This window comes from Nocardia sp. NPDC052316 (genome assembly GCF_044547795.1).
Classification (GTDB): Bacteria; Actinomycetota; Actinomycetes; order Mycobacteriales; family Mycobacteriaceae; genus Nocardia.
On the sequence record NZ_JBIUBB010000005.1, the window covers coordinates 723,283 to 745,891 of the forward strand.

Below are 22,609 nucleotides of genomic sequence, written 5' to 3' on the forward strand. Positions count from 1 at the left end.
AACGCAGGCAGATTCCAATGCGCGACCGCGAAGTTCAGAGTTTGCGGCGCAGCTCGTCGAGCCGTTGCGCGGCCTCGTCCGGCGCCGCATCGCTACCGATCATGTCGACCACCACATGGCCGACACACGCCGCGCGCAACACCCGGCCCGCCGCCACCTCGGTATCGCCCCACGGGATGAACGGCTTGGCGATCAGCAGCGATGCGATGCCGTGCGCCGCCGCCCACAGGTCGAGCACCACCGGCATCGGATCACCCGGGGTGACCACGCCCGCGTTCATGCATTCCTGCACCGTCTGCGAGAAGCGCTGGAACGCACCACTACCGAGCACCTGATCCACCGCATTGCCCGCCGCGGCAGGCAGGGTCGCCAGCCGATACTGCTCGGGATGCGCCCTGGCGAACCGGACATAGGCCAGCCCCTGCTGATACAGCCGGGTGATCGGGGATACCGTCAGATCGGTCTCGGCCGCTATCGCGGCGTCCAGGTCCTCGAAGACCTGCACCACCACCGCCTCGATGAGCTCGTCCTTGTCGGCGAAGTGCCGATAGATCGATGGCGCGCTCACCCCGACCCGCTTGCCGATCTCCCGGATCGATACCGCGTCGGCATGGCCGGTGTTGGCCAGCAATTCCCTTGCCACATCGAGGATTTCGGTGCGCAGCTGGGCGCCGCTGCCGCGCGCCGAGCGGTTCCGGCCGGTACGGATCATTCGCGTCCGGCCTGCACGCGCTCGGCGGGAACGGCGTCGGCGTGCTCGCGCAACCCGATGCGGGCATGCAGGCGGGCCAGTGGCGCGGGCGCCCACCAGTTCGCGGTGCCCATCAATTTCATCAGGGCGGGCGCGAGCAGGGTGCGGACGAGGGTGGCGTCGGCCAGCACGGTCAGCGTGAGGCCGAGGCCCATCAGCTGAATGAACGACACCTTGGAGGTCACCATCGCGCCGATCACGATCGCCATGAGAACGGCTGCGGCGGTGAAGATCCGGCCGGTTCTGGCGACGCCGACCGCCAGCGCGTGCTCGTTGTCCTTCGCGGTGCGCACCACGACGCCGTCCACCACCCGGCCGGTGGCGAGCCATTCCTCGCGCACCCGGGAGAGCAGGAATACCTCGTAGTCCATCGACATGCCGAACGCGAGGCAGAACATCAGAATCGGCATCGTCGGCGTCATATAGCCCACCGCGGTGAAGCCGAGCAGTCCGGACAGGTGACCGTCCTGGAAGATCCAGACCATCGCGCCGAACGCCGCCGTCAGCGAAAGAGTGTTGAGCACAATGGCTTTGAGCGGCAACAGCAGACTGCCGGTGAACAGGAACAACACCACGAAGGTGGCCAGCGCGATCAGCGCGATGGCCAGCGGCATGCGCTTGCCGAGTGAGTCGAGGGCATCGGCATTGACCGCCGCGCCCCCGCCGAACAGCGCGGTCGATGGTGCGGGCACCGCCCGCAACTCGCGCAACTGTGCCTCGCCCGCGGGTGAGAACGGGTCGACGCGGGTGGCCACATTGAGGTATTCGCCGGTGCCATTGGCCATTCCGGGCGGACCACCGGCCACTCGCGAACCCTTGACGAAGACACCGGCGCTGGACAGCACCGCCGACACGCCGTCGGTGCGGGACAGTTCTTTGGCGTACTCGCCGATCGGCCCTGGCCCGCCTTGATAGCCGTCGAGGACGACGGTGGTGTTGTTGCCCGAGTTGGCCGCCGGGAACTCGGCCCGCAGCACGTCACCGACCTGGCGGCTGGCGGCACTCGTCGGCAGCACCCGGTCGTCGGGGTAGCCGAATTTCACCGAAAGGAACGGTGATCCGAGCGCGAGGAGCAGCACGACGAGCACAAGCGCGACCGGGATGGAGCGCCCCATCACCCAGGTCACCACGCGATACCACCGGCTTTGCTCCGGCACCAGCGGTGTCATCGGATCGGGCGCGGACCGGCCGAACATGCGGCGCAACGGAACTCGGATGTCGAGCGCGTTCACCCGGTGCCCGAGCAGCGCCAGCGCGGCGGGCAGGATCACGATCGCCGCCGCCGCGGCCGTGGCGACCACCGCGACCCCCGCGTAGGCGAACGAGCGCAGGAAGTAGATGTCGAAGATGCTCAGCACGGCCAGCGAAAGCGCAACGGTCAGTGCGGAATACAGCACCGTGCGCCCCGCGGTCTGCACCGCGCGAATGGTGGCGGGCACCGGATCGAGGCCGTTGGCGAGCTCCTCGCGGTACCGGCTGACGATGAACAGGCTGTAGTCGATCGCCAGCGCGAGGCCCAGTGCGGTGGTCATGTTCAGCGCGTAGATGGACACGTCGGTGACCAGCGTGAACATCCGCAGAATGGCCAGTGTGACCAGGATGGCGAAGATGCCGACCGTCAGCGGCAGCGCGGCCGCGATCAGACTGCCGAACACCAGCACGAGCACGATCAGGGACACCGGTATCGCGACGCCCTCCGCGACGGCGAGGTCGTGGGTGATCTGTTCGTTCACATCGTGGTAGACGGCGGCGATGCCGCTCTGCCGGACGGTGACGCCGTCGGTGGTTCCGGTGAGCTGCTCGGTGAGCTCGCCCGCCGTCCGTTGCGCGTCGGTCTCGTCGCCGGTCAGGTACGCCAGCACCAGCGCGTCTTTGCCGCTGGTGCTGCGCAGCGCGGAGGCGACCGCGGGCTGTGCGGTCCAATACGACTGCACGCCCTTGACGTCGGCGCGGGCGCGCAGTGTGTCCACCAGGTGGGTGCCCGCCGCGCGGGTGGCCGGTGCGTCGGCGCCCGCGTCCGAGCTGACCAGCAGTACGTAGTTCGGTGACGCACCCTCGAAATTGTCCGCGAGGAGCCGCGCGACCTCGGACGACTCCGCGTCGGGCGAGGTGAAGCCCGCCGACTTCAGGTGCGATGCCGCCGTCGCGCCGAACACCCCGCACAGGATCGCCAGGGCGGCCGCGGCGAGCAGGATCGCCCGCGGATACCGGGTGACGAGCTGAGCAATCCGAATCAGCATGCGCGGCTCCCTTGCTCGGCGCAGTCGGTTAACGGCGTTAGCGTAACGCCGTTAACCTCCCGCCGATAGAGCGAACTCGCGCCCGTTCAGTGATCCCGATCACCCACGCTGCCCTGGCCGAAATGGCCTTCACCGAACCGGCGCGGGGAGTGGCCGTGCACGCCCTCGGCGTAGGCGGTCTCGGCGTGCAACGCGAAGTCGATGCCCGCCGTCTCGTCCTCCGGGCTCACCCGGAAGCCGATGGTGCGATCGATCAGCTTGCCGAGCGCGAAGCTCACCGCGAAGGCGTACGCCGCGACGACGAGCACGCCGACCACCTGCTTGCCGAGCTGCGCCAGCCCGCCGCCGAAGAACAGCCCGTCGACGCCGCCGGTCATCACCTGGGTGGCGAGCAGGCCGATCAAGACCGTGCCGACGATGCCGCCGACGAAGTGCACGCCGACCACGTCGAGCGAGTCGTCATAGCCCGCTTTGAATTTCCAGCCCACCGCGAACGAACACACCACACCGGCGGCGAGCCCGACGATCAGCGCGCCGAGCGTATTCACCGACCCGCAGGACGGCGTGATCGCGACCAGACCGGCGACCACGCCGGACGCCGCACCGAAGGTGGTCGGCCTGCCGTCGCGGATCTGCTCGACCGCGAGCCACCCGAGCATGCCGAGGCAGCCCGCCACCAGCGTGTTCAAAAAGACCGCCGCCGCAACACCATTGGCGGACAGCGCGGATCCGGCGTTGAAGCCGAACCAGCCGAACCACAGCAGGCCCGCCCCGAGCAGCACGAAGGGCAGATTGTGCGGGCGCATCGCGTCGATCTTGAACCCGATGCGCGGACCGAGCACCAGGGCGAGCGCGAGTGCCGAAGCGCCGGAAGCGATCTCGACGACGAGGCCACCCGCGTAGTCCAGCGCGCCGAACGAGGCGAGCCAGCCGTCCGGCCCCCACACCCAGTGCGCGATCGGCGCGTAGACCGCCAGCGCCCAGAGCGGCACGAAGATCATCCACGCGGCGAATTTTGCGCGGTCCGCGATGGCGCCGCTGACCAAGGCCGCGGTCAGGATCGCGAAGGTCAGTTGGAAGGTGGCGAACAGCAGTTCCGGTACCGCGCCGCGCAGCGTCGTCGGATCGATGCCCGCCATGCCGACGTGGTCGAGGTTGCCGATCAGGCCGCCGCCCGCGTCGTCGCTGAAGGCCAGGCTGTAGCCGACCAGCAGCCAGGCGACGGTGACCAGCGGGATCGCGATGAAGTTCATCATCAGCATGTTGAGCACGCCGGTCGAGCGCACCATCCCGCCGTAGAACAGCGCGAGCGCCGGGGTCATCAGCAGCACCAGGGCTGTGCTGATGAGCAGCCAGGCGGTGGCCGCGGGATCCAGGGGTGTGGACAAGGTAACTCCTTCCACGCGGGGTGCGTTGCAAGGAAATTACCGAATGCTCATTACCGGATTTGCGCTGGTCCAGGAGTTGCGCGTCACTTCGGACATGGGATGTTTGCCCTCGGACGTCGTGAAATCGGGTGCGATCAGACGCGGGATTTGCGGGCGATCGCGCGCTGACCGCGCTTGCCGGGCACCGGGAGATCGTCCTGGATGGCGATCCATTCGGCGGTGGTCAGCCACCGTTCCTGGACGCGGGCGTCGGCGGTGTTGTGGAACACCCGGCGGCCGCGATCGTCGCGCAATTCCTGGGCGACGGTGGACCAGCGCGGGGCGCGGCCGTGCTCGGCCTGGTAGTCGGCGAGGTAGGCGGCCACCGCGGTGCCGATGGTGTTGACCGGACGCAGCGAGACGCGGTTGCCGTACTGGTCGGAGTAGAACCGCCGCCCGGCGCACAGCGATCCGGCGTTGGCGTTGGAGGCGATCCAGCCCGCGCGCTGGGCGCGTTCGATCAGCCAGAGGTGTTTCACCGCGGACGGGGCGATGTCACCGATGCGGGTCCGGATCAGGGACATGACCTCGTCGGAGGACAGCACGTCGCGCCGGGTCGGGCCGATGCCGTGCGCGGTCCAGTGCGCGTCGGCCAGGGTGGCGAGCGCGCGGCCGAAGTCGTCGATGCTGCGCTGGGCGCGGCGGCCGAGGCGCTCGATGCGCTCGGCCTCGCGGCGCATCTCGTTCTGCGCGGTGAGGGTGCGGATCGCGGCCATGGTGGGCACCTGGCCGCGCTCGAGCAGCTCGAGGATGGCGGCGGAGGTGGCGGGGTCGGCCGCGGCGGCCACCGGGAGCGAGTCGCGTTTGATCGCGAAGTCCTGGGGGCTGATCGCGCGGCTCAGCAGATCTACCGCGGAGCGGTCGCCGGCGAAGTCGGTGCTGGAAAGCAACGCGGCGGCGATGTCATCAGGCGACGGCACGGTGAGAAGTTCCTCCGATGGAGAGTGGCACTCGGCTGCGCTGGAACTTTGATTGTGCGGGAACTTTGGTTGTGCCCCGGTCGGGATGAGGGACCGGCCGGGGCAACCAACCTGATGAAGGTTTGGCTACCGAAGTTGCCGTTTGCCACGGTAGCCAGCGGATTGCGTCGGTGTCACGTGCGTTGACGCTTTCGTTATCTCCACAAACCTGCGGTAAATCGGGGTGTGAGTACATATTTTCCGGTCTACAAGGGGGAATTGGGCGGTATTTTCCCGCGTTCGACCGGTGCTTCGTCAGCGATAGCTCACGCGTTGCCGCTGTTGTTATCGGTCAGCGGGGGTTAAGAAGGGCCGTGGAATCCTGTGATTTGGATCACAATCGAAAAGGGTCGCTGGCCGAGTTGCGCCGCGCCTGGCCCGGCGGTCAGCGCGAGTGTTCTTTGTCGGTGCGCGCCGGTAACCTCTGGCCGTGGCTCTGTACCGGAAGTACCGACCGGCAACGTTCGCTGAGGTAGTGGGTCAGGAGCACGTCACCGACCCACTGAGCACCGCCCTGGACACCGGCCGGATCAGTCATGCCTACCTGTTCTCCGGCCCGCGCGGCTGCGGCAAGACCTCCTCGGCGCGCATCCTCGCGCGGTCGCTGAACTGCGTGCAGGGGCCCACCTCGACGCCGTGTGGGGTGTGCCCCTCCTGTATCGCGCTCGGGCCGGGCGGGCCGGGCAATCTCGACGTGATCGAGCTCGACGCCGCGAGTCACGGTGGCGTCGACGACACCCGTGAACTGCGCGACCGCGCCTTCTACGCCCCCGCCGAATCCCGCTACCGGGTGTTCATCGTCGACGAGGCGCACATGGTCACCACGGCGGGCTTCAACGCGCTGCTGAAGATCGTCGAGGAGCCGCCCGCGCACCTGATCTTCATCTTCGCCACCACCGAGCCGGACAAGGTGCTGCCGACCATCCGTTCGCGCACCCACCACTACCCGTTCCGGCTGCTGCCGCCCGCCACCATGCGCGGGCTGCTCGGCAAGATCTGCGACCAGGAGCAGGTGACCGTCGAAGAGGCGGTGTACCCCTTGGTGATTCGCGCGGGCGGTGGTTCGCCGCGCGACAGCCTCAGCGTGCTCGACCAGCTGCTCGCCGGTGCGGGTCCCGAGGGTGTCACCTACTCCAGGGCGGTCTCGCTGCTGGGGGTCACCGATGTCGCGTTGATCGATGACGCCGTCATCGCGCTGGCTGACAACGACGGTGCCGCCCTGTTCGGCACCGTCGACCGCGTGATGGAGGCGGGTCACGATCCGCGCCGTTTCGCCGTCGATTTGCTCGAGCGCTTGCGCGACCTGATCCTGATGCGCGCGGTCCCCGACGCCATCGATCGCGGTCTGGTCTCCGGCCCCGGCGACGTCCTCGACCGGATGCGCGAGCAAGCCGGGCGCATCGGCCCGGCCACCCTGGCCCGCTACGCCGAGCTGCTGCACGCGGCACTCGGCGAGATGCGCGGCGCCACCTCACCGCGCCTGCTGCTCGAGGTCGTCTGCGCGCGCATGCTGCTGCCGTCGGTGTCGGATGCGGAGTCCGCGACCCTGCAGCGATTGGAACGCCTCGAACGCGGATTCGCCGGTGGCGCGGTGCCCGCCGCGCCTTCCGCCGCACCGAGTTCGGCGCCCGCCTCGCGCCCCGCGCCGGTCAGCGCCGCTCCTGCCGAGCCCAACCGGCGGCGCGGTGCCGAGGCGCTCGCCGCCATCCGCCGCGAAACCGCGGGCGCGGGTGCGCAGGCCCCGGACAGTGCGAGTGCCGGCCGAGATGCTGCTCCTGGTTCGGTGTCTGCTCCGGCCGAGACCACTGTGAATCCCGACGCTGCACAGGGATCGCGCATGGCCGCAACCGCCGGTGCTGCCGCGTCGGGTGCGGACGATGTGCGTTCGAGTGGTGCGCCGGAGACACATGCGGATGCGCTCGCCAGCTCTGCGGGTAGTGCCGCCGCCCGCAGTCAGGACAGCGGCGGGAACCTGCCCGTGGAAAGTGCGGCTGCCGGTGCCGGTGCAGCAGGCGGTGCGGTCGTCGGTGGCGGTGGTGCGCCAACGTCCGCTGCGACGGGCTCAGATTCGGACGGGCGGCCCTCGTCCACAGCGCAACACCAAGACGCACAGGCGGTCTCGCCGACGGAAGCCGGTGGCGGACAGATTGCCGGGCAGGCACCGGCCGCAGGGCAACCAGCGCCGTCGCGGCCTACGACGGCGACCGCAGAGGCCGCACCAGCCGCCGAAGCAGCACCAACTGCCGCGACCGCGTCAAACGCGCCGGTTGCGCCGAACGCCGCGACCGCGCCGACTGGTGTGGCTGCGCCGAGCGCCGCGAACGGTCCGACTGCCGCGGCTGCGTCAAACGCCCCAGCTGCGCCGAGCGGCGCAACCGCGCCGAGCACCGCGACCGGGTCGACTGCCGCGACCGGGTCGACTGCCGCGACCGGGTCGACTGCCGTGACCGGGTCGACTGCTGCGACCGCGCCGACTGGTGCGGCTGCGCCGAGCGCCGCAAACGGTCCGACTGCCGCGGCCGCGGCTGCGCCGACTGCCGCGGCTGCGTCAAACGCCCCGACTGCGCCGGGCGCCGCAACCGCGCCGACTGGTGCGACCGCGCAGAACGCCGCGACCGCGCCGAACGCCGCGACCGGGTCGACTGCCGCGACCGTGTCGACTGCCGCAACCGGACCGGCTGGCGCGGCTGCGTCAACCGTCGATGCAACACCGAACGCCGCGACCGCGGTGCCCGCCGAATCCGCCCCGTCCGCCGAATCCGCGCAACCCGAGCCTGCTCAGGCCGGGTCGAATGCAGGCCTGCTGCGTGAGGTCGAAGCGTCCTGGGCGGATATCCGCGCCAAGGTGCGGGAGTTCGGCGCGGCTGTGCAGGCGATGCTGGCCGGTGCCTCGGTCTCCCGGATCGACGGCGACACGATCGTGTTCGTCCATCAGCACGCGCCGTTGGCGCAGCGGCTCTCCGATCCGCGCAATCTGGATGCGGTGCGTTCGGCGGTTCGTGCCGTGCTCGGGCGCGAGCACGATGTGCGCTGGGAGGCGGGCGGCGGAGCGCAGCGTCCCGCGGCGGCGCGGGCCGGTGCGCAGGCGAAGCCGCAGCGCGGTGTCGGGCAGCCCGCAGGGCGTGAATCCGGCAACGCGGCCGGGGGTGGCACGGATGCGCCTGCCCCGCCGCGGTTCTCGCGGCCGAGCCAGGCCAAGAACGCCGCTGCGGGCACCTCCGCCGCGAACAAGCCGCGGGCATGGGGCGACGACGACATTCCGCCGCCCGATTTTCCCGATCTACCGGATGATCCCGGCCCTTTTGATTCAGCGCCGCCCGAGTCGGCGCAGCCCCCGGTCGGTAGCGAGGTCAATGGCGTCGGTGGCAGGCCCGCCGACGGGGTGGTGCCGCCGTCCACCGCGGAGGACGAGGAGGAGATGATCCGCGCCGCGGCCGTCCCGGTGGCGCCGGAGGATCGGCGCGACCCCGACGAGGTCGCCCTCGAATTGCTGAAGAGTGAGCTGGGGGCCACACAGCTGAGTGGTTGACAACCACCGCCGTCACGACGTTAAGTTAACCGGAGTTCGCACACCACGGTAGTATGAACGGGTGGCCGTGAGCTCCGGTACGACGAGGTTCTATGGTATGCCCAGGCGTACGGGCGATCGGAACCTGCGTCCGCCGTCGCATGCCGCGTTTTGTACAGCGTCAGGACGGTCGGTCGCGGGACCGGTCGGCGAGGTTACCCGCAGCTGTTCCGCATCGCGTGGAGTAGCCGCACAGAGCGCTCGGACGGACGACGTCCGGCCGCCGCACCTTTAAGGAAGGAACACTCCGATATGACCACAGAGGCCTACATTTACGAGGCCATCCGCACTCCGCGCGGCCGCGGCAAGAAGAACGGCTCGCTGCATTCGGTCAAGCCGATCGACTTGACTGTTGGTCTGATCCAGGAGCTGCGCGGCCGCTTCCCGAACCTCGACGAAGATCGGATCTCGGATCTGATCCTCGGTGTGGTCAGCCCCGTCGGCGACCAGGGCATGGACATCGCCCGCACCGCGGTGACCGTGGCCGGCCTGCCCGACACCGTCGGCGGCTTCCAGCTCAACCGGTTCTGTGCCTCCGGCCTCGAGGCCGTCAATCTGGCCGCGCAGAAGGTGCGCTCCGGCTTCGACGACCTGGTCATCGCGGGCGGCGTCGAGTCCATGTCGCGCGTGGCGATGGGGTCCGACGGCGGCGCGTGGGCGCTCGACCCGGCGACCAACTACGACACCTACTTTGTGCCGCAGGGTGTTTCGGCCGACCTGATCGCCACCATCGAGGGCTTCAGCCGCGACGACGTCGACGCCTACGCGGTGCGTTCGCAGGAGCTGGCCGCCAAGGCCACCACCGGCGGCTACTTCGCCAAGTCGGTCGTCCCGGTCAAGGACCAGAACGGCATCGTCGTGCTGGACAAGGACGAGCACATGCGTCCCGGCACCACCGCCGAGGACCTGGCCAAGCTCAACCCGTCCTTCGCCGTGATCGGTGAGATGGGCGGCTTCGACGCCGTGGCGCTGCAGAAGTACTACTTCGTCGAGAAGATCAACCACGTGCACCACGGTGGCAACAGCTCGGGCATCGTCGACGGTGCCGCGCTGGTGCTCGTCGGCACCGAAGAGGCGGGCAAGGCCTCCGGCCTGACCCCCCGCGCGCGCGTCGTCGCGACCGCAACCAGCGGCGCCGACTCGACCATCATGCTGACCGGCCCCACCCCGGCCGCCAAGAAGGCGCTGGCCAAGGCGGGCCTGTCCATCGAGGACATGGACCTCGTCGAGATCAACGAGGCGTTCGCCTCGGTGGTGCTCAAGTTCCAGAAGGACATGAACGTCCCGGACGAGAAGCTGAACGTCAACGGTGGCGCGATCGCGATGGGCCACCCGCTGGGTGCCACCGGCGCGATGATCACCGGCACCATGGTCGACGAGCTGGAGCGCCGCAACGGCCGCTACGCGCTGATCACCCTGTGCATCGGCGGCGGCATGGGCGTCGCGACCATCATCGAGCGCGTCTAAACCCAACCGGCAGCTGAGAATTCAAGGAGACACAGAGCTGTGAGCGAAACCAACATGATCGGTTGGGAGCAGGATTCGGACGGCATCGTCACGCTGACGATGGACGACCCGAACCAGGGCGCCAACACGATGAACGAGCTGTACAAGTCGTCGATGACCGCGACGGTCGAGCGGCTCGAGGCCGAGAAGGACAGCATCACCGGCGTGGTGCTGACCTCCGCGAAGAAGACCTTCTTCGCCGGCGGTGACCTGAAGAACATGATGAAGGTCGGCCCGGAAGACGGCCAGGGCGTGATGGATGAGCTCTTCACCATCAAGGACGCGCTGCGTCGCCTGGAGACCCTGGGCAAGCCGGTCGTCTCCGCCATCAACGGCGCCGCGCTCGGCGGTGGCCTGGAGATCACGCTGGCGACCCACTACCGGATCGCCGCCGACGTGCCCGGCGTGCAGCTCGGCCTGCCCGAGGTGAGCCTCGGCCTGCTGCCCGCCGGTGGCGGTGTCACCCGCACCGTGCGCATGCTCGGTCTGCAGAACGCGCTCATGCAGGTGCTGCTGCAGGGCAACAAGTACCGCCCGGCCAAGGCCAAGGAGATCGGCCTGATCAACGAGGTCGTCGGCTCGGTCGAGGAGCTGGTGCCCGCCGCCAAGGCGTGGATCAAGGCCAACCCCGAGGGTGGCGTGCAGCCGTGGGACAAGAAGGGCTACAAGATCCCCGGTGGCACCCCGTCCACCCCGGCCTTCGCGGCTAACCTGCCCGCGTTCCCGGCCAACCTGCGTAAGCAGCTCAAGGGCACCAACATGCCTGCCCCGCGGGCGATCATGGCCGCCGCGGTCGAGGGCTCGCAGGTCGACATCGACAACGCGTCGCTGATCGAGTCGCGCTACTTCGTGCACCTGCTCACCGGGCCGGTCGCGAAGAACATGATCCAGGCGTTCTTCTTCGACCTGCAGGCCATCAACAACGGTGGCTCGCGGCCGAAGGACGTGCCGAAGAAGGACATCAAGAAGATCGGCGTGCTCGGCGCGGGCATGATGGGCGCGGGCATCGCCTACGTCTCCGCCAAGGCGGGCTACCAGGTCGTGCTCAAGGACGTCACCATCGAGGCGGCCGAGCGTGGCAAGAACTACTCCGAGAAGATCGAGGCCAAGGCCCTGTCTCGGGGCAAGACCACCGAGGAGAAGTCCAAGGCGCTGCTGGACCGGATCACTCCGTCGGCCGACGCCAAGGATTTCGACGGCGTGGACTTCGTGATCGAGGCGGTCTTCGAGAACACCGAGCTCAAGCACAAGGTGTTCCAGGAGATCGAGGACATCGTCACCCCGGACGCGCTGCTCGGCTCGAACACCTCCACCCTGCCGATCACCGGCCTCGCCGCCGGGGTGAAGCGCCAGGAAGACTTCATCGGCATCCACTTCTTCTCGCCGGTCGACAAGATGCCGCTTGTGGAGATCATCAAGGGTGAGAAGACCTCGCCCGAGGCGCTGGCCCGGGTGTTCGACTACACCCTCGCGATCAAGAAGACCCCGATCGTCGTCAACGACAGCCGTGGCTTCTTCACCTCGCGGGTGATCGGCACCTTCGTCAACGAGGCGATCGCCATGCTCACCGAGGGTATCGAGCCCGCGACCATCGAGCAGGCTGGTCTGCAGGCGGGTTACCCGGCCGCGCCGCTGCAGCTCTCGGACGAGCTGAACATGAAGCTCATGCAGAAGATCGCCAAGGAGACCATCGAGGCCGCTGAGGCGGGCGACACCACGATGGGCAAGAAGCGCCACCCGGCGCAGGACGTCATCGACTACATGGTCGGTGAGGGTCGTCCGGGTCGCCTCGAGAAGGCGGGCTTCTACGAGTACGACGAGAACGGCAAGCGCACCGGTCTGTGGCCTGGCCTGCGTGAGCACTTCAAGACCACGGCGGATTTCACGGTGCCGCTGCAGGATCTGATCGACCGCATGCTGTTCGCGGAGGCGATCGAGACCCAGAAGTGTTTCGACGAGGGTGTGCTGGAGACCACCGCCGACGCCAACATCGGCTCGATCTTCGGCATCGGCTTCCCGGCCTGGACCGGTGGTGTGCACCAGTTCATCGTCGGTTACCCGGGTGGGCAGGCGGCGTTCGTCGAGCGCGCCGACTACCTCGCCAAGACCTACGGCGATCGCTTCGAGGTGCCCGCCTCGCTGCGTAAGTAGTCACCAACGGTAAAGCCCGCCACCGCGATTCGCGGTGGCGGGCTTTCGCCGTCTCCGGCATGTGTGATTCGGGTGATGTTCACCCGCCGGTACCGCATTGTGGATAACGTGGTTCCTGTGAGACGTGGATACCCGCGCGGTGGACAGGCTCTGTTGGTCGCGACCATCGCGGTGGCGCTGGGTGTGGCACCCGCCGCCGCGGCGCCGGAGTCGGGCCGAGCGGTCCGGCTGCTCGGCGAGCAGATCGTGCCGCACTCGACGGAGTTCCAGGGCACCATGGTCGGCGGCCTGTCCGGGATCGACTTCGACTCCCGCACCGGCGATTACGTACTCATCAGTGACGACCGTTCGGAACGTAACGCGGCGAGGTTCTACACCGCGCGCTTCCCGGTCGGCGAAAGCGGCGCAGGCCCGGTGACTTTCACCGGAACCCGGCCGTTGCTGACCGCCGGCGGCACCGCGTACGGCCCGAAGTCGGTGGACCCGGAGGAGATTCGGGTCGACCCGTGGTCGGGCAACTACTTCTGGACGCAGGAGGGTGAGCGCACCGAGACGGTGCTCGCCGACCCCTCGGTCCGCGTCACCCGCCCCGACGGCACGTTCGCCGGTGAGCTGCCGATTCCGAACAACGAACGGATGCAGCCGAATTCGGGTCCGCGGCAGAACGCGGCCCTGGAGGGCGCGACGTTCGCCGCCGGTGGCTCGTTGTTCATGACCTCGGTGGAAGATCCACTGCTGCAGGATGGCCCGGTCGCGACCACGACGGCCGGTGCGACCGCGCGGATCACCGTCCAGGCCCGGTTTGGCCCGGTGTTCGCCCAGTACGCGTACCCGGTGGAGCCGGTGTTCGCCGAGTCGCGCCCGCAGCCCGGTCTCGGCGGGAACGGCATCGCATCGATCCTGGCCGCCGACCCGGTCGACCCGACGAAAGTCCTTGTGCTGGAACGCTCTTTCGTCGTCGGTGTGGGTAACAAGATCAGGATCTACCAGGCGGACCTGAGCGGCGCCACCAACGTGCTCGATGCCCCGCTCGGCAACGCCCGGCCCGCTACCAAACGCCTGCTGGTCGATCTGGATGACGTCGGCCTCGCGAAGATCGACAATGTCGAAGGCATGACCTGGGGTCCACGCCTGCCGTCCGGCGAACGCACGCTGATCTTGGTGAGCGACAACAATTTCGCCGCCAACCAGATCACCCAGTTCATCGCCCTCGCGGTCCGCTAGCGGGTATCGGCGGGCACCGGCACGTCCGTGCGCCATTAGACGCCGAGGACGCCACCTCGACCGGCTGTTCTCGGCGGCGCCTACCCATTGTTGGACAGGCCCCCGGAGGTCGCACAGCCACCGCCCGTCGACCGCACCGGCGATGTGCCCGAGAGAGACGATGCGTCGCGTCGGCTTTCGTCGACTGCCGCGTGTCCCGGTCGCTGCGCCGGATCGCGACCTCCGGTCGCTGGAAAATTGCGTCCTTCCTCCCCGCCACGCGTCAGAATGGAGTGGAGCGATTCGCGCTCCTGGTCGCACCGGCGACCAGGTCGGCGGCGCAGCGCTGAGCAGGGATGATCGGGGGAATGTCGACGTGGAACTCACCCTCTTTGGAAACTTCTCCCACCAGGTGCCGCGCCCGCGCTACGTTGGAGTATGCGCAGACATATCGGACATCGCGCGGGGATTTCGATGATGTCCGCGTGTCAGCGTGCTTGTTGGTTGCCGGTGACGCCGATTCGATGTGAGTTCGAGGTGGTCACGTGAATCCACGGACGCGTTCGGGCAAGGTCGGTCCCGAATCGACCCTGGCCGACTCGGACACCCAGCGCCACCCGCTCATCGGGATCGCCGATGAGCTGGACGCGATGGGGCTGTCCGAGGCGAAGGAGATCGGCCGGGGTGGCTTCGGCGTGGTCTATCGCTGCGTCCAGCGGACGTTGGACCGGGTGGTGGCGGTGAAGGTGCTCTCCTCGGAGATCGAGGCGGAGAGCCGCGAACGTTTCCTGCGCGAGGAACAGGCCATGGGCAGGCTGTCCGGCCATCCGAACATTGTGGATATCTTGCAGGTCGACGTCACGATGAGCGGTCTGCCGTTCATCGTGATGCCCTTCTGCACCCGTGGCTCGCTGGAGCAGGTGATCCGTGATCAGGGCCCGCTCACCTGGAGCGACTCGCTGCGCGCCGGGGTCAAGCTGGCGGGTGCGATCGAGAGCGCGCACCGCGCCCAGATCCTGCACCGCGACGTGAAACCGGCGAACGTGCTGCTCAGCGGCTACGGCGAGCCGCAGCTCACCGACTTCGGCATCGCCAGAATTCCCGGCGGCTTCCAGACCTCGAGCAGCTTGATCACCGGTTCGCCCGCCTTCACCGCGCCCGAGGTGCTCAAGGGCGACGACCCGACCGTCCTTTCCGACGTCTACGGCCTCGGCGCGACGCTGTTCGCACTGCTCACCGGGCACGCCGCGTTCGAGCGGCAGGCGGGGGAGAAGGTGGTCGCGCAGTTCCTGCGGATCACCACCCAGCCGGTGCCTGATCTGCGCGAGCACGACATTCCGCCGGATGTGGCCGACGTGATCCAGCAGGCCATGGCCACCGACCCCGACGATCGCCCGCCCTCGGCCTACGACTTCGGTCAGCTGCTGCGCGCGGTGCAACGCGACCACGACCAGATGCCCGACGAGATGGCGCTGCTGGAGACCATTGCCGCGCCGGAGCCGATGGAGCATTCCGGCGACTCCGCGACGCCGACCCAGTCCCGGCCCGCGGTGACGGCCCGGCGTAGCTGGCCCCTGACGCTGCGCCCCGCGGTCTCCCAGCACACCGGTGGCGGCGGCTCGGCGACCACGTTGCCGCCCACCGCGGCCACCAAGTTCCGGCCACCGACCCCGGCCAGGGAACCGGTCCCGCGCCCGCGCCTGCTGGACATCCTGCGGGCGGGCGGGCGGCGCAGGCTCGCCGTCATCCATGGCCCCGCCGGTTTCGGCAAGAGCACCCTGGCCGCCCAGTGGCGGACCGACCTGACCGAGCGCGGCATCCCCGTCGCCTGGATCGGCGTCGACCACGACGACGACAACGAGATCTGGTTCCTCGCCCATCTCATCCAGGCGATCCGCCGGGTGCGCCCGGATGTGGGCACCGGGTTGGATCAGGCGCTGGAGGAACGCCCGGCCGATGCGGCGGCCTTCGTGATCTCCACGCTCATCGATGAGATCCACGCGAGCGGCAGCACCATCGTGGTGGTGGTGGACGACTGGCATCGGGTCACCGACCCCGGCGCGCAACGCGCGATGGAGTCGTTGCTGGACAACGGGTGTCATCATCTGCGCTTCGTGGTGACGAGCCGGGAGCAGTCCGGCCTGCCGACCAGCCGGATGCGGGTGCACGACGAACTGGTCGAGATCGGCTCGTCGGCGCTGCGCCTGACCACCGAGGAGACCAAGGAGATCCTGGTGCGCCACCACGGATTTCCGCTCACCGAGAGCCAGGTGGAGCAGATCCACACGGCGACCGACGGCTGGCCTGCCGCGATCCAGCTGGTCAGTCTGTCGTTGCGCGGCAACGCCGATCCCGCCCAGCTGATCGCGAATCTGTCGGAGGGCAACCACGGCATCCGCGAGTATCTCGCCGAAAACGTCTTGGACACACTGGAACCCAGGATGCTCGACTTCCTGATGTCGATCTCGGTGACCGAGCGGGTGTGCGGTTCGCTGGCCGCGGCGCTGTCCGAGGACGCCGACGCCGAGCAGCTGCTGGAGCAGGCCGAGCAGCGCGAGCTGTTCGTGCGCCGGATCGTGCACGACCCGGAGTGGTTCCGGATGCAGCCGCTGTTCGCCGAGCACCTGCGGGCCCGGCTCGAACGTGCCCAGCCGGGCCGGTTGAAGTCGTTGCACCGCAAGGCCTCCCGCTGGTACGCCGAGCATCAGCTGCTGCGTAAGTCGGTCGATCACGCGCTGGCGGCCACCGACTTCAAGATGGCCCTCGATCTGCTGGAGACCGGCGGCATGGACCTGATCGACCGGTCCCGGCTGGCGACGCTACTCGGCACGGTCTCGAAGCTGCCGATGCAGCAGGTGGCTTCGCGGTCCAAGCTGCTGATGGCCGTGGCCAGGGCCAACGTGAACCTGCAGCAGTCCGGCGCGGCGCGCACGGCGCTCGGCAGGCTGTCCAACATCCTGGCCCGCGGCTCGTCCACCGACGAGGACGTCAATCAGCAGCGCTGCCAGGCTGCCGTGCTCGGCGCGGCCGACCAGATCGCGCGTGACCACACCGAGGGCGTGCTCGATCGGATTGCGGACTGCCTGCAGAAGCCGGACGAGCTGCCGGCCTGGACGGTGTCCACCGCAGCGAACTTGACCTCGTTCGTGCGCCTGTGCGAGTTCGACTTCGACGGCGCCCGCGAGATCCAGGACTGGGCTGCGGAATACCATGCCAGGTCCAAGGATCCGCTCGGCGAGGTCTTCGGGTTGTGCGGCCGCGGTGCCGCCGCCTATGAGCAGCTCGACATTCCCACCGCGACAGCGTGTTTCCAGCAGGCCTGGGAGGTCGCGAAGTCACGATCGGGTCCGCGCTCGCACGCCGTGCGGGTGGCCTCGGCGATGCTCGGCGAATTGAACTACCGCCGCGGCGATCTCGACACCGCCGACCAGCTGCTCGACGAGAGCCATCAACTGGCCGCCAGGGTGGGCCCGGTGGATTTCCTGATCTCGACGTTCGTCATCGGCGCGCGCGTCAAGGCGGTACGCGGCGACTTGTTCACGGCGGCGACCCGGCTCGACGAGGGCGCGCGGATCGCGCACGACAACAGGCTGTTCCGGCTCGCCGCGCACATCCGCGCCGAACGGCTGCGGCTCGGCCTGCCGCTGGACGAGGCCGACGATCAGTTCGCCGGCCCCGAATCGCCGTCGGCGCCGCTGCACGCGGGGCATCGGATGACCGGCGCCGCCGTGCTGGCCGCGGAGGCCGAGGAGGTCGCCGCGATCCGGGAACTGCTGGCCCACGGCAGGCTCGGCTCCGACGACCGGGCGGTCCGCCGGTCGCGCGCCCTGCACGGCCGAATGCTGGAACAGCGGCGTCCCCGCGCACAATTGGACGCCTCGTTGCTGCTCGCCGAGTGTCTTGCCGCCTCGGGCTGGGTCGGCGAGGCCACCGGCCTGCTGCTGCCGTCGGCCGCGGTCTGCGCCCGGCTTGGTTGGACCAGACCACTGCTCGACGCGGGCCCCGGCGTCGTCTCCATCCTGCGCGTGCTGCGCGCCGAGATGCCCTCGGCCGCAGCACATACCGGAGACATAGAGCTGCCCGCCCTGTTCCTGGCAGAACTCCTGGATCAGGACGGGCAGTAGGCGAGAACTACGGCTGCCACCACGGGCGCAGCGGCACCGTCCAGTCGCCGTCCTCGGGCAGCTTCACGCCGAGCACCTGGTGCAGCTGAACCACGTTGCGCTGGAAGCCGAGCCGGCAACCCGCCATGTACAGGCCCCACACCTTCGCGGTGCCCTCGCCGACCTCGGCGACGCACGCATCCCAGTTCTCCACCAGGTTCTTGCACCATTCGTGCAGCGTGAGCGCGTAGTGCTCGCGCAGGTTCTCCTCGTGCAGCACCTCGAGGCCGACATTCTGGATCTCGGAGATGATCCGGCCGGACCCGATCAGCTCACCGTCGGGGAACACGTAGCGGTCGATGAAGTCACCGGCCTTGGTGGTCCTGGTGTTGTCCGGGCGGGTGATGCAGTGGTTGAGGAACAGGCCGCCGTCGCGCAGCTTGTCCTTCATGAACTCGAAGTAGTACGGGTAGTTGTGCACGCCGATGTGCTCGGTCAGCCCGATCGAGGACACCGCGTCGAAGTTGCCCTCGGGGATGTCGCGGTAATCGGAGTGGCGCACCTCGGCCAGCTCGGACAGGCCCTGCTCGGCGATCTTCTGCTGGGCCCACTCCGCCTGCTCGGCCGAGAGCGTCGCGCCGATCACTTTGACGCCGCGCTTGGCCGCGTAGCGGACCATGCCGCCCCAGCCACAGCCGATGTCGAGCAGCCGGTCGCCTTCCTTCAGCCGCAGCTTCTCGAAGACGAGGCGGTACTTGTTCTCCTGCGCCTGCTCCAGCGTCCAGTTCTCGTCGCCGTAACAGGCACAGGTGTAGGTCATCGACGGGCCGAGCACATACTCGTAGAACTTGTTGGAGACGTCGTAGTGGTGGTGGATCGCCTCGGCGTCGCGGGTCTTGGAGTGCCGCAGGCCTTCCAGCGCGATCCGGCGCCAGCGCGGCAGCGTCTCCTGCGGCGGCGGTGCGACCGGCTTGAGCCGCTCCCAGCCCAGCGAGCGGGCGATGGTGACCAGTGCGAGCGCGGACGGGCGATGGAACTTCAGCCCCTCCATCGCCTTCAAGATGTCGTAGGGGTCGCCGGGGTGGACGCCGCTTGCGGTCATGTCGCCCGCGATGTAGGCGCGCGCCATGCCGAGATCGCCGGGGGCGGTCGCCAGATAGTTGATGCCGCGGGGCGTCTTGATCTCCAGCCCGTACTTCGAGTCCTCGGGACCGGCCGTGCTGCCGTCGTAGGCGGTCAGCCGGATCGGTACCTCGCCGTCGATCAGCGTCTCGAAGATCTCGGCAATGCTGAGTTTGGTACCGAGGTCCGCTAAGACGTCGGAACGGTCCTTGAATGTCGTCATTTGCGTTGCACCGCCTTCGAATACAAATCCAGCAGCCGCTGGTCCGGGTCGTAGCGTCTCTTCAATTCGGTGTAGGTATTGCCGCCGTACAGCGCCGCGAACTCATCTTTGTCGTAGTAGGAATCCGAGTACAGCGACTTATGTCCGTCGAAGTCGGTCACGGTGCGCTCGATCGCCCGATTGGCCGCTCCTTCCTGCTGTCCTGGCACAGTAGGGACGGCTGACCAGAACCCGACGTTGACGTAGGTCCGGTTCGGCTCGAGCGGGTACAGCGGCCAGGTGCGCTCGGTCGTCGCGGGCGCGCCGGTCTCGCGCAACCGCAGCGGGCACAGCCAGATCGGCTCGATCGGGATCTCGCGCAGGAACCATTCGACGAAGTCGGCGGTGCGCTCGACCGGCACCTCGATGTCCTGCACCACCCGCTCGCGCGGCGGGTTGCCCTGCCTGGCCTCCAGCTTGTCGGCGATGTTGTATTTGTGGTCCAGCGCGATGAGCTTCCAGTAGAAGCTGCTGCGCCGGTACCGCTTCGGCCAGAACCGGCGGATCTTCGGGTTCTGCGTGCCGAACGCGCGCGAGCACCAGAACCAGTCGGTGTCCCAGCGCCACAGGTAGTCGTGAATGGTGAGCCGGTCGCGTTTGGGCCGGTCGTCGTCGTGCTGGATGGACCGGTAGAAGATGTCCATGCCGGTGTAGTCGCTGACCGGACCGGTCTCGTCGGTCTGCCTGCCGAGGGTCAGATAACTTTCTTCGGCGGTGAAGACGACGCCGTCGAGATAATCCACTCGCTCACCGTCGTATGCCTTCTCGTCGACGATGGTGGCGAGGGTCCGCTCCAGCTCGCGCAGGTCGTGAAAGCGCAGGTGCCGCATGGCAACGTAGGGCTGCACGGTCTCCAGCTCGATCTTCAGCCGGACCGAGTAGCCGAGGGTGCCGTAGGAGTTCGGGAAGCCGCGGAACAGCTCGGCGTGCTCGTTGTCCGGGGTGGCGGTGATGATCTCGCCCGCGCCGGTCAGGATGTCCATCTCCAGCACCGACTCGTGCGGCAGGCCGTTGCGGAACGAGGTCGACTCGATGCCGAGGCCGGTCACCGCGCCGCCGAGGGTAATCGTCTTGAGCTGCGGCACCACCAGTGGCGCGAGGCCGTAGGGCAGGGTGGCGGCGACCAGGTCCTCATAGGTGGTCATCCCGGCCACGTCGGCGGTCTTGGCCACCGGGTCCACCGCGATCACCCGGGTCAGTCCGGAGACATCGAGGCCGGGCGCGGGGTTTTTCGCCCTGGCCCGGAACAAGTTCGAGGTCTTCTTCGCCAGCCGCACGTTGGCGTTTCCGGGAATAGCGCGATAACTCGCCAGCAGTCGGTCCACACCGGCCCGATGCGCGGCAAATCCGGATTCCTGTGCGGCCGGTGCGCGTCCGGCCTTCCCCAACAGACTCACTGCCACCCCTCGACGCTAGTACGCACCGCATTCGGAGACCACCACGAGGGCGGGGTCTCGGGAGAAATGTCACGCATATGTTGCGAACCGGAATATCGGCCGACTCGGAGAAGTTCGCCACACGACTCGACCGGTATGCGGTGCGGTGCCCGCCGCAGGGCAGGATGGACACCGGTCGACATACCGTACCCGGACAAGGAGCTCATTGTGGGACAGGTCAGCGCCAGCAGTTCGATCGCCGTGGCGGCGGATCCGCAGCGCACCCTCGACGCCATCGCGGACTACCAGACGGTGCGGCCGCGCATTCTCTCCGCGCACTACCGCGACTACAAGGTGGTCGAGGGTGGCAAGGGTGCGGGCACCGTGGCGGAGTGGACGCTGCAGGCCACCGAGAAGCGCACGCGCAACGTGCACGCGGTCGTCACCGTGTCGGATTCGATTGTCACCGAGCGTGATTCGAACTCCACCATGGTGAACACCTGGACCGTGACGCCGGACGGCGCCGGCTCGCAGGTCACCCTGCGCACCACCTGGCAGGGTGCGGGCGGCATCGCGGGCATCTTCGAGGGCATCTTCGCACCGCTCGGGCTGAAGAAGATCCAGGCCGAGGTGCTGGGCAACCTGCAGCGCGAACTCGCCTGACCCGCAGGTCATCAACGGGCCGGGTAGCCCGGCAGCTGAATGCCGGGCTACCCGGTGGGCTACTTCGCGCCGATATCGAAGAGATTGCCCTCCGGGTCGGCCAGCGTGGTCCACTGCCCGCCGTACTCGCTGAAGTCGCCGATCCGCTTGGCGCCCAGGCTGATCGCGCGCTCGACGTACTGATGCCACTCCTCGGCGTGGAAGTCGAGGTGGATCACGTTCTTCCCCGGATTCTTGTCGGGCACCTGGATGAACATCAGCACCGGCGAGGCCCCGGCCGCGCGGCCGACCGTGGCGAAGTGTTCGGATGCGCCCTCGTCTACCGCCAGATCCAGGAATTCGGACCAGAATCCGGCGAGGGCGGCGGCGTCGTGGCAGTCGACGGTGACGTGCGCGAGCGACAGTGGCATAGGGTTCTCCCCTTTCTCAGAGCAGGCCGATCGGCCAGCAGACTTCGGTGCGGTAGGTGTTCGGGTCGTCGGTGTCGCCGGGGCTGAGCAGATAACGCTCCCTGACCGGTTCGGCGAGCGCGCCGCCGTGCTCGGCGACGTGGCTGCCGAGCGCGCCGTAGGTGCGGTCGAAATCCTCGAAATCGCCTTCGTGCAGCGCGATGGCGAAGCGGCGCGCCGGTAGTTCGATGACCGAGGATCGGCCGACGGGTTCGATTCGGGCGGCCGGTGGGATCGGCACGTAGGCGATCACCTCGCCGATGTCGTTCTCGAAGAACTCCATGGCGTAGGTGGCGCCGTCCACGCCCGCGGGTTCGAGGCCCGCGGCGCTCAGCGTCTGGTGCAGCAGCGGAAACGCCGCCGCGCACCACGGTCCGATATCGGCCCGGCTGACCACCTCGGCCACCGCCAATGCGGGAAAGGCGGGGATCGAGCGGTATTCGACGGCGATCGGCGCGGCCGGGGTGAGCAGCGATCGCAGCGAGGCCACCACCGCGCGGGTCCTGGCCAGCTCCGCCTCCATCCGCGCGAGGTGGGCGCGTAAGGCGGCGTTGCGGATGTCGTCGTCGGGCGCGGCGAGCACGGCCTTGATCTCGGGCAGCGGCATGTCGAGTTGACGCAGGCGCCGGATCAGATGGGCCTGCGCCACTTGATCGGTCGAGTACCGCCGGTAGCCGGAGCAGGCGTCGACCTCAACCGGTTCGAGCAGTTCGATGTCGTGGTAGTACCGGAGCGTTTTCACAGTCAGGTAGGTCAGCCTGGCGAACTCCCCGATGGAGACAGTCGCGGTCATGCCTTCAGCGAACACCCTCCAGCCAGGGGAGAGTCA

At 68.4% G+C, this 22,609-nt stretch carries 13 protein-coding genes and 1 pseudogene; 6 read left to right on the forward strand and 8 right to left on the reverse strand.

Features of this window, described 5'->3' with window-relative positions; translation table 11 throughout:
* Positions 1–34 precede the first annotated feature (34 nt).
* The 4 genes from ACIHA7_RS26880 to ACIHA7_RS26895 all read right to left on the reverse strand — a co-directional run bounded on the left by ACIHA7_RS26880 (position 35) and on the right by ACIHA7_RS26895 (position 5,338).
* Positions 35–712, reverse strand: a complete 678-nt coding sequence (locus tag ACIHA7_RS26880) for a TetR/AcrR family transcriptional regulator (protein WP_397293692.1) — start codon at positions 710–712, stop codon at positions 35–37.
* On the reverse strand, positions 709–2,991 hold the full coding sequence (locus tag ACIHA7_RS26885; protein WP_397293693.1) for an MMPL family transporter: 2,283 nt from the start codon (positions 2,989–2,991) through the stop codon (positions 709–711). Before ACIHA7_RS26885 ends, ACIHA7_RS26880 begins: the two co-directional genes overlap by 4 nt.
* Positions 2,992–3,077: 86 nt before the next feature.
* Positions 3,078–4,379, reverse strand: coding sequence for an ammonium transporter (locus ACIHA7_RS26890; RefSeq protein WP_397293694.1), 1,302 nt, complete (start codon positions 4,377–4,379; stop codon positions 3,078–3,080).
* A 134-nt stretch (positions 4,380–4,513) separates the two neighbouring features.
* Positions 4,514–5,338: a hypothetical protein gene (locus ACIHA7_RS26895; protein WP_397293695.1), complete on the reverse strand. Its 825-nt coding sequence runs from the start codon at positions 5,336–5,338 to the stop codon at positions 4,514–4,516.
* Between the two features lie 469 nt (positions 5,339–5,807).
* Here ACIHA7_RS26895 and ACIHA7_RS26900 point away from each other — a divergent pair.
* The 5 genes and pseudogenes from ACIHA7_RS26900 to ACIHA7_RS26920 all read left to right on the forward strand — a co-directional run.
* Positions 5,808–7,277, forward strand: a pseudogene (locus tag ACIHA7_RS26900) (DNA polymerase III subunit gamma and tau); the annotation flags it as partial.
* A gap of 1,920 nt (positions 7,278–9,197) precedes the next feature.
* Positions 9,198–10,412, forward strand: coding sequence for an acetyl-CoA C-acetyltransferase (locus ACIHA7_RS26905; protein ID WP_397293696.1), 1,215 nt, complete (start codon positions 9,198–9,200; stop codon positions 10,410–10,412).
* Positions 10,413–10,451: 39 nt separating this feature from the next.
* Positions 10,452–12,602: a 3-hydroxyacyl-CoA dehydrogenase NAD-binding domain-containing protein gene (locus tag ACIHA7_RS26910; protein ID WP_397293697.1), complete on the forward strand. Its 2,151-nt coding sequence runs from the start codon at positions 10,452–10,454 to the stop codon at positions 12,600–12,602.
* 117 nt (positions 12,603–12,719) lie between these two features.
* On the forward strand, positions 12,720–13,826 hold the full coding sequence (locus tag ACIHA7_RS26915) for an esterase-like activity of phytase family protein (protein WP_397293698.1): 1,107 nt from the start codon (positions 12,720–12,722) through the stop codon (positions 13,824–13,826).
* 524 nt (positions 13,827–14,350) lie between these two features.
* Positions 14,351–17,929 (forward strand): protein kinase, encoded by a 3,579-nt coding sequence (locus ACIHA7_RS26920; RefSeq protein ID WP_397293699.1) that lies wholly within the window; start codon positions 14,351–14,353, stop codon positions 17,927–17,929.
* A 7-nt stretch (positions 17,930–17,936) separates the two neighbouring features.
* Here the strand turns inward: ACIHA7_RS26920 and ACIHA7_RS26925 are convergent, their stop codons facing one another.
* Both ACIHA7_RS26925 and ACIHA7_RS26930 read right to left on the reverse strand, forming a co-directional pair.
* A complete protein-coding gene (locus ACIHA7_RS26925) occupies positions 17,937–19,253 on the reverse strand; it encodes a class I SAM-dependent methyltransferase (protein ID WP_397293700.1) in 1,317 nt (438 codons plus the stop codon).
* Positions 19,250–20,689 (reverse strand): FAD-binding oxidoreductase, encoded by a 1,440-nt coding sequence (locus ACIHA7_RS26930; RefSeq protein ID WP_397293872.1) that lies wholly within the window; start codon positions 20,687–20,689, stop codon positions 19,250–19,252. The genes ACIHA7_RS26925 and ACIHA7_RS26930 overlap by 4 nt, the downstream gene beginning before the upstream one ends.
* A gap of 207 nt (positions 20,690–20,896) precedes the next feature.
* Here ACIHA7_RS26930 and ACIHA7_RS26935 point away from each other — a divergent pair, with 207 nt between their 5' ends.
* Entirely contained in the window at positions 20,897–21,331 is a 435-nt protein-coding gene (locus tag ACIHA7_RS26935) for an SRPBCC family protein (RefSeq protein ID WP_397293701.1), read from the forward strand.
* Positions 21,332–21,390: 59 nt separating this feature from the next.
* On the opposite strand, the gene ACIHA7_RS26940 is transcribed toward ACIHA7_RS26935, so the two are convergent.
* Together ACIHA7_RS26940 and ACIHA7_RS26945 are read right to left on the reverse strand one after the other, a co-directional pair.
* Entirely contained in the window at positions 21,391–21,741 is a 351-nt protein-coding gene (locus ACIHA7_RS26940; RefSeq protein WP_147132278.1) for a VOC family protein, read from the reverse strand.
* A gap of 16 nt (positions 21,742–21,757) precedes the next feature.
* Positions 21,758–22,573 (reverse strand): MerR family transcriptional regulator, encoded by an 816-nt coding sequence (locus ACIHA7_RS26945; RefSeq protein ID WP_397293702.1) that lies wholly within the window; start codon positions 22,571–22,573, stop codon positions 21,758–21,760.
* Positions 22,574–22,609: the final 36 nt, after the last annotated feature.

What these genes read in the sequence shown, in the direction of transcription:
- ACIHA7_RS26945 (WP_397293702.1), bottom strand. Translation starts at nt 22,573, where the DNA reads ATGACCGCGACTGTCTCCATCGGGGAGTTCGCCAGGCTGACCTACCTG.
- ACIHA7_RS26880 (WP_397293692.1), bottom strand. Translation starts at nt 712, where the DNA reads ATGATCCGTACCGGCCGGAACCGCTCGGCGCGCGGCAGCGGCGCCCAG.
- ACIHA7_RS26940 (WP_147132278.1), bottom strand. Translation starts at nt 21,741, where the DNA reads ATGCCACTGTCGCTCGCGCACGTCACCGTCGACTGCCACGACGCCGCC.
- ACIHA7_RS26905 (WP_397293696.1), top strand. Translation starts at nt 9,198, where the DNA reads ATGACCACAGAGGCCTACATTTACGAGGCCATCCGCACTCCGCGCGGC.
- ACIHA7_RS26885 (WP_397293693.1), bottom strand. Translation starts at nt 2,991, where the DNA reads ATGCTGATTCGGATTGCTCAGCTCGTCACCCGGTATCCGCGGGCGATC.
- ACIHA7_RS26925 (WP_397293700.1), bottom strand. Translation starts at nt 19,253, where the DNA reads ATGACGACATTCAAGGACCGTTCCGACGTCTTAGCGGACCTCGGTACC.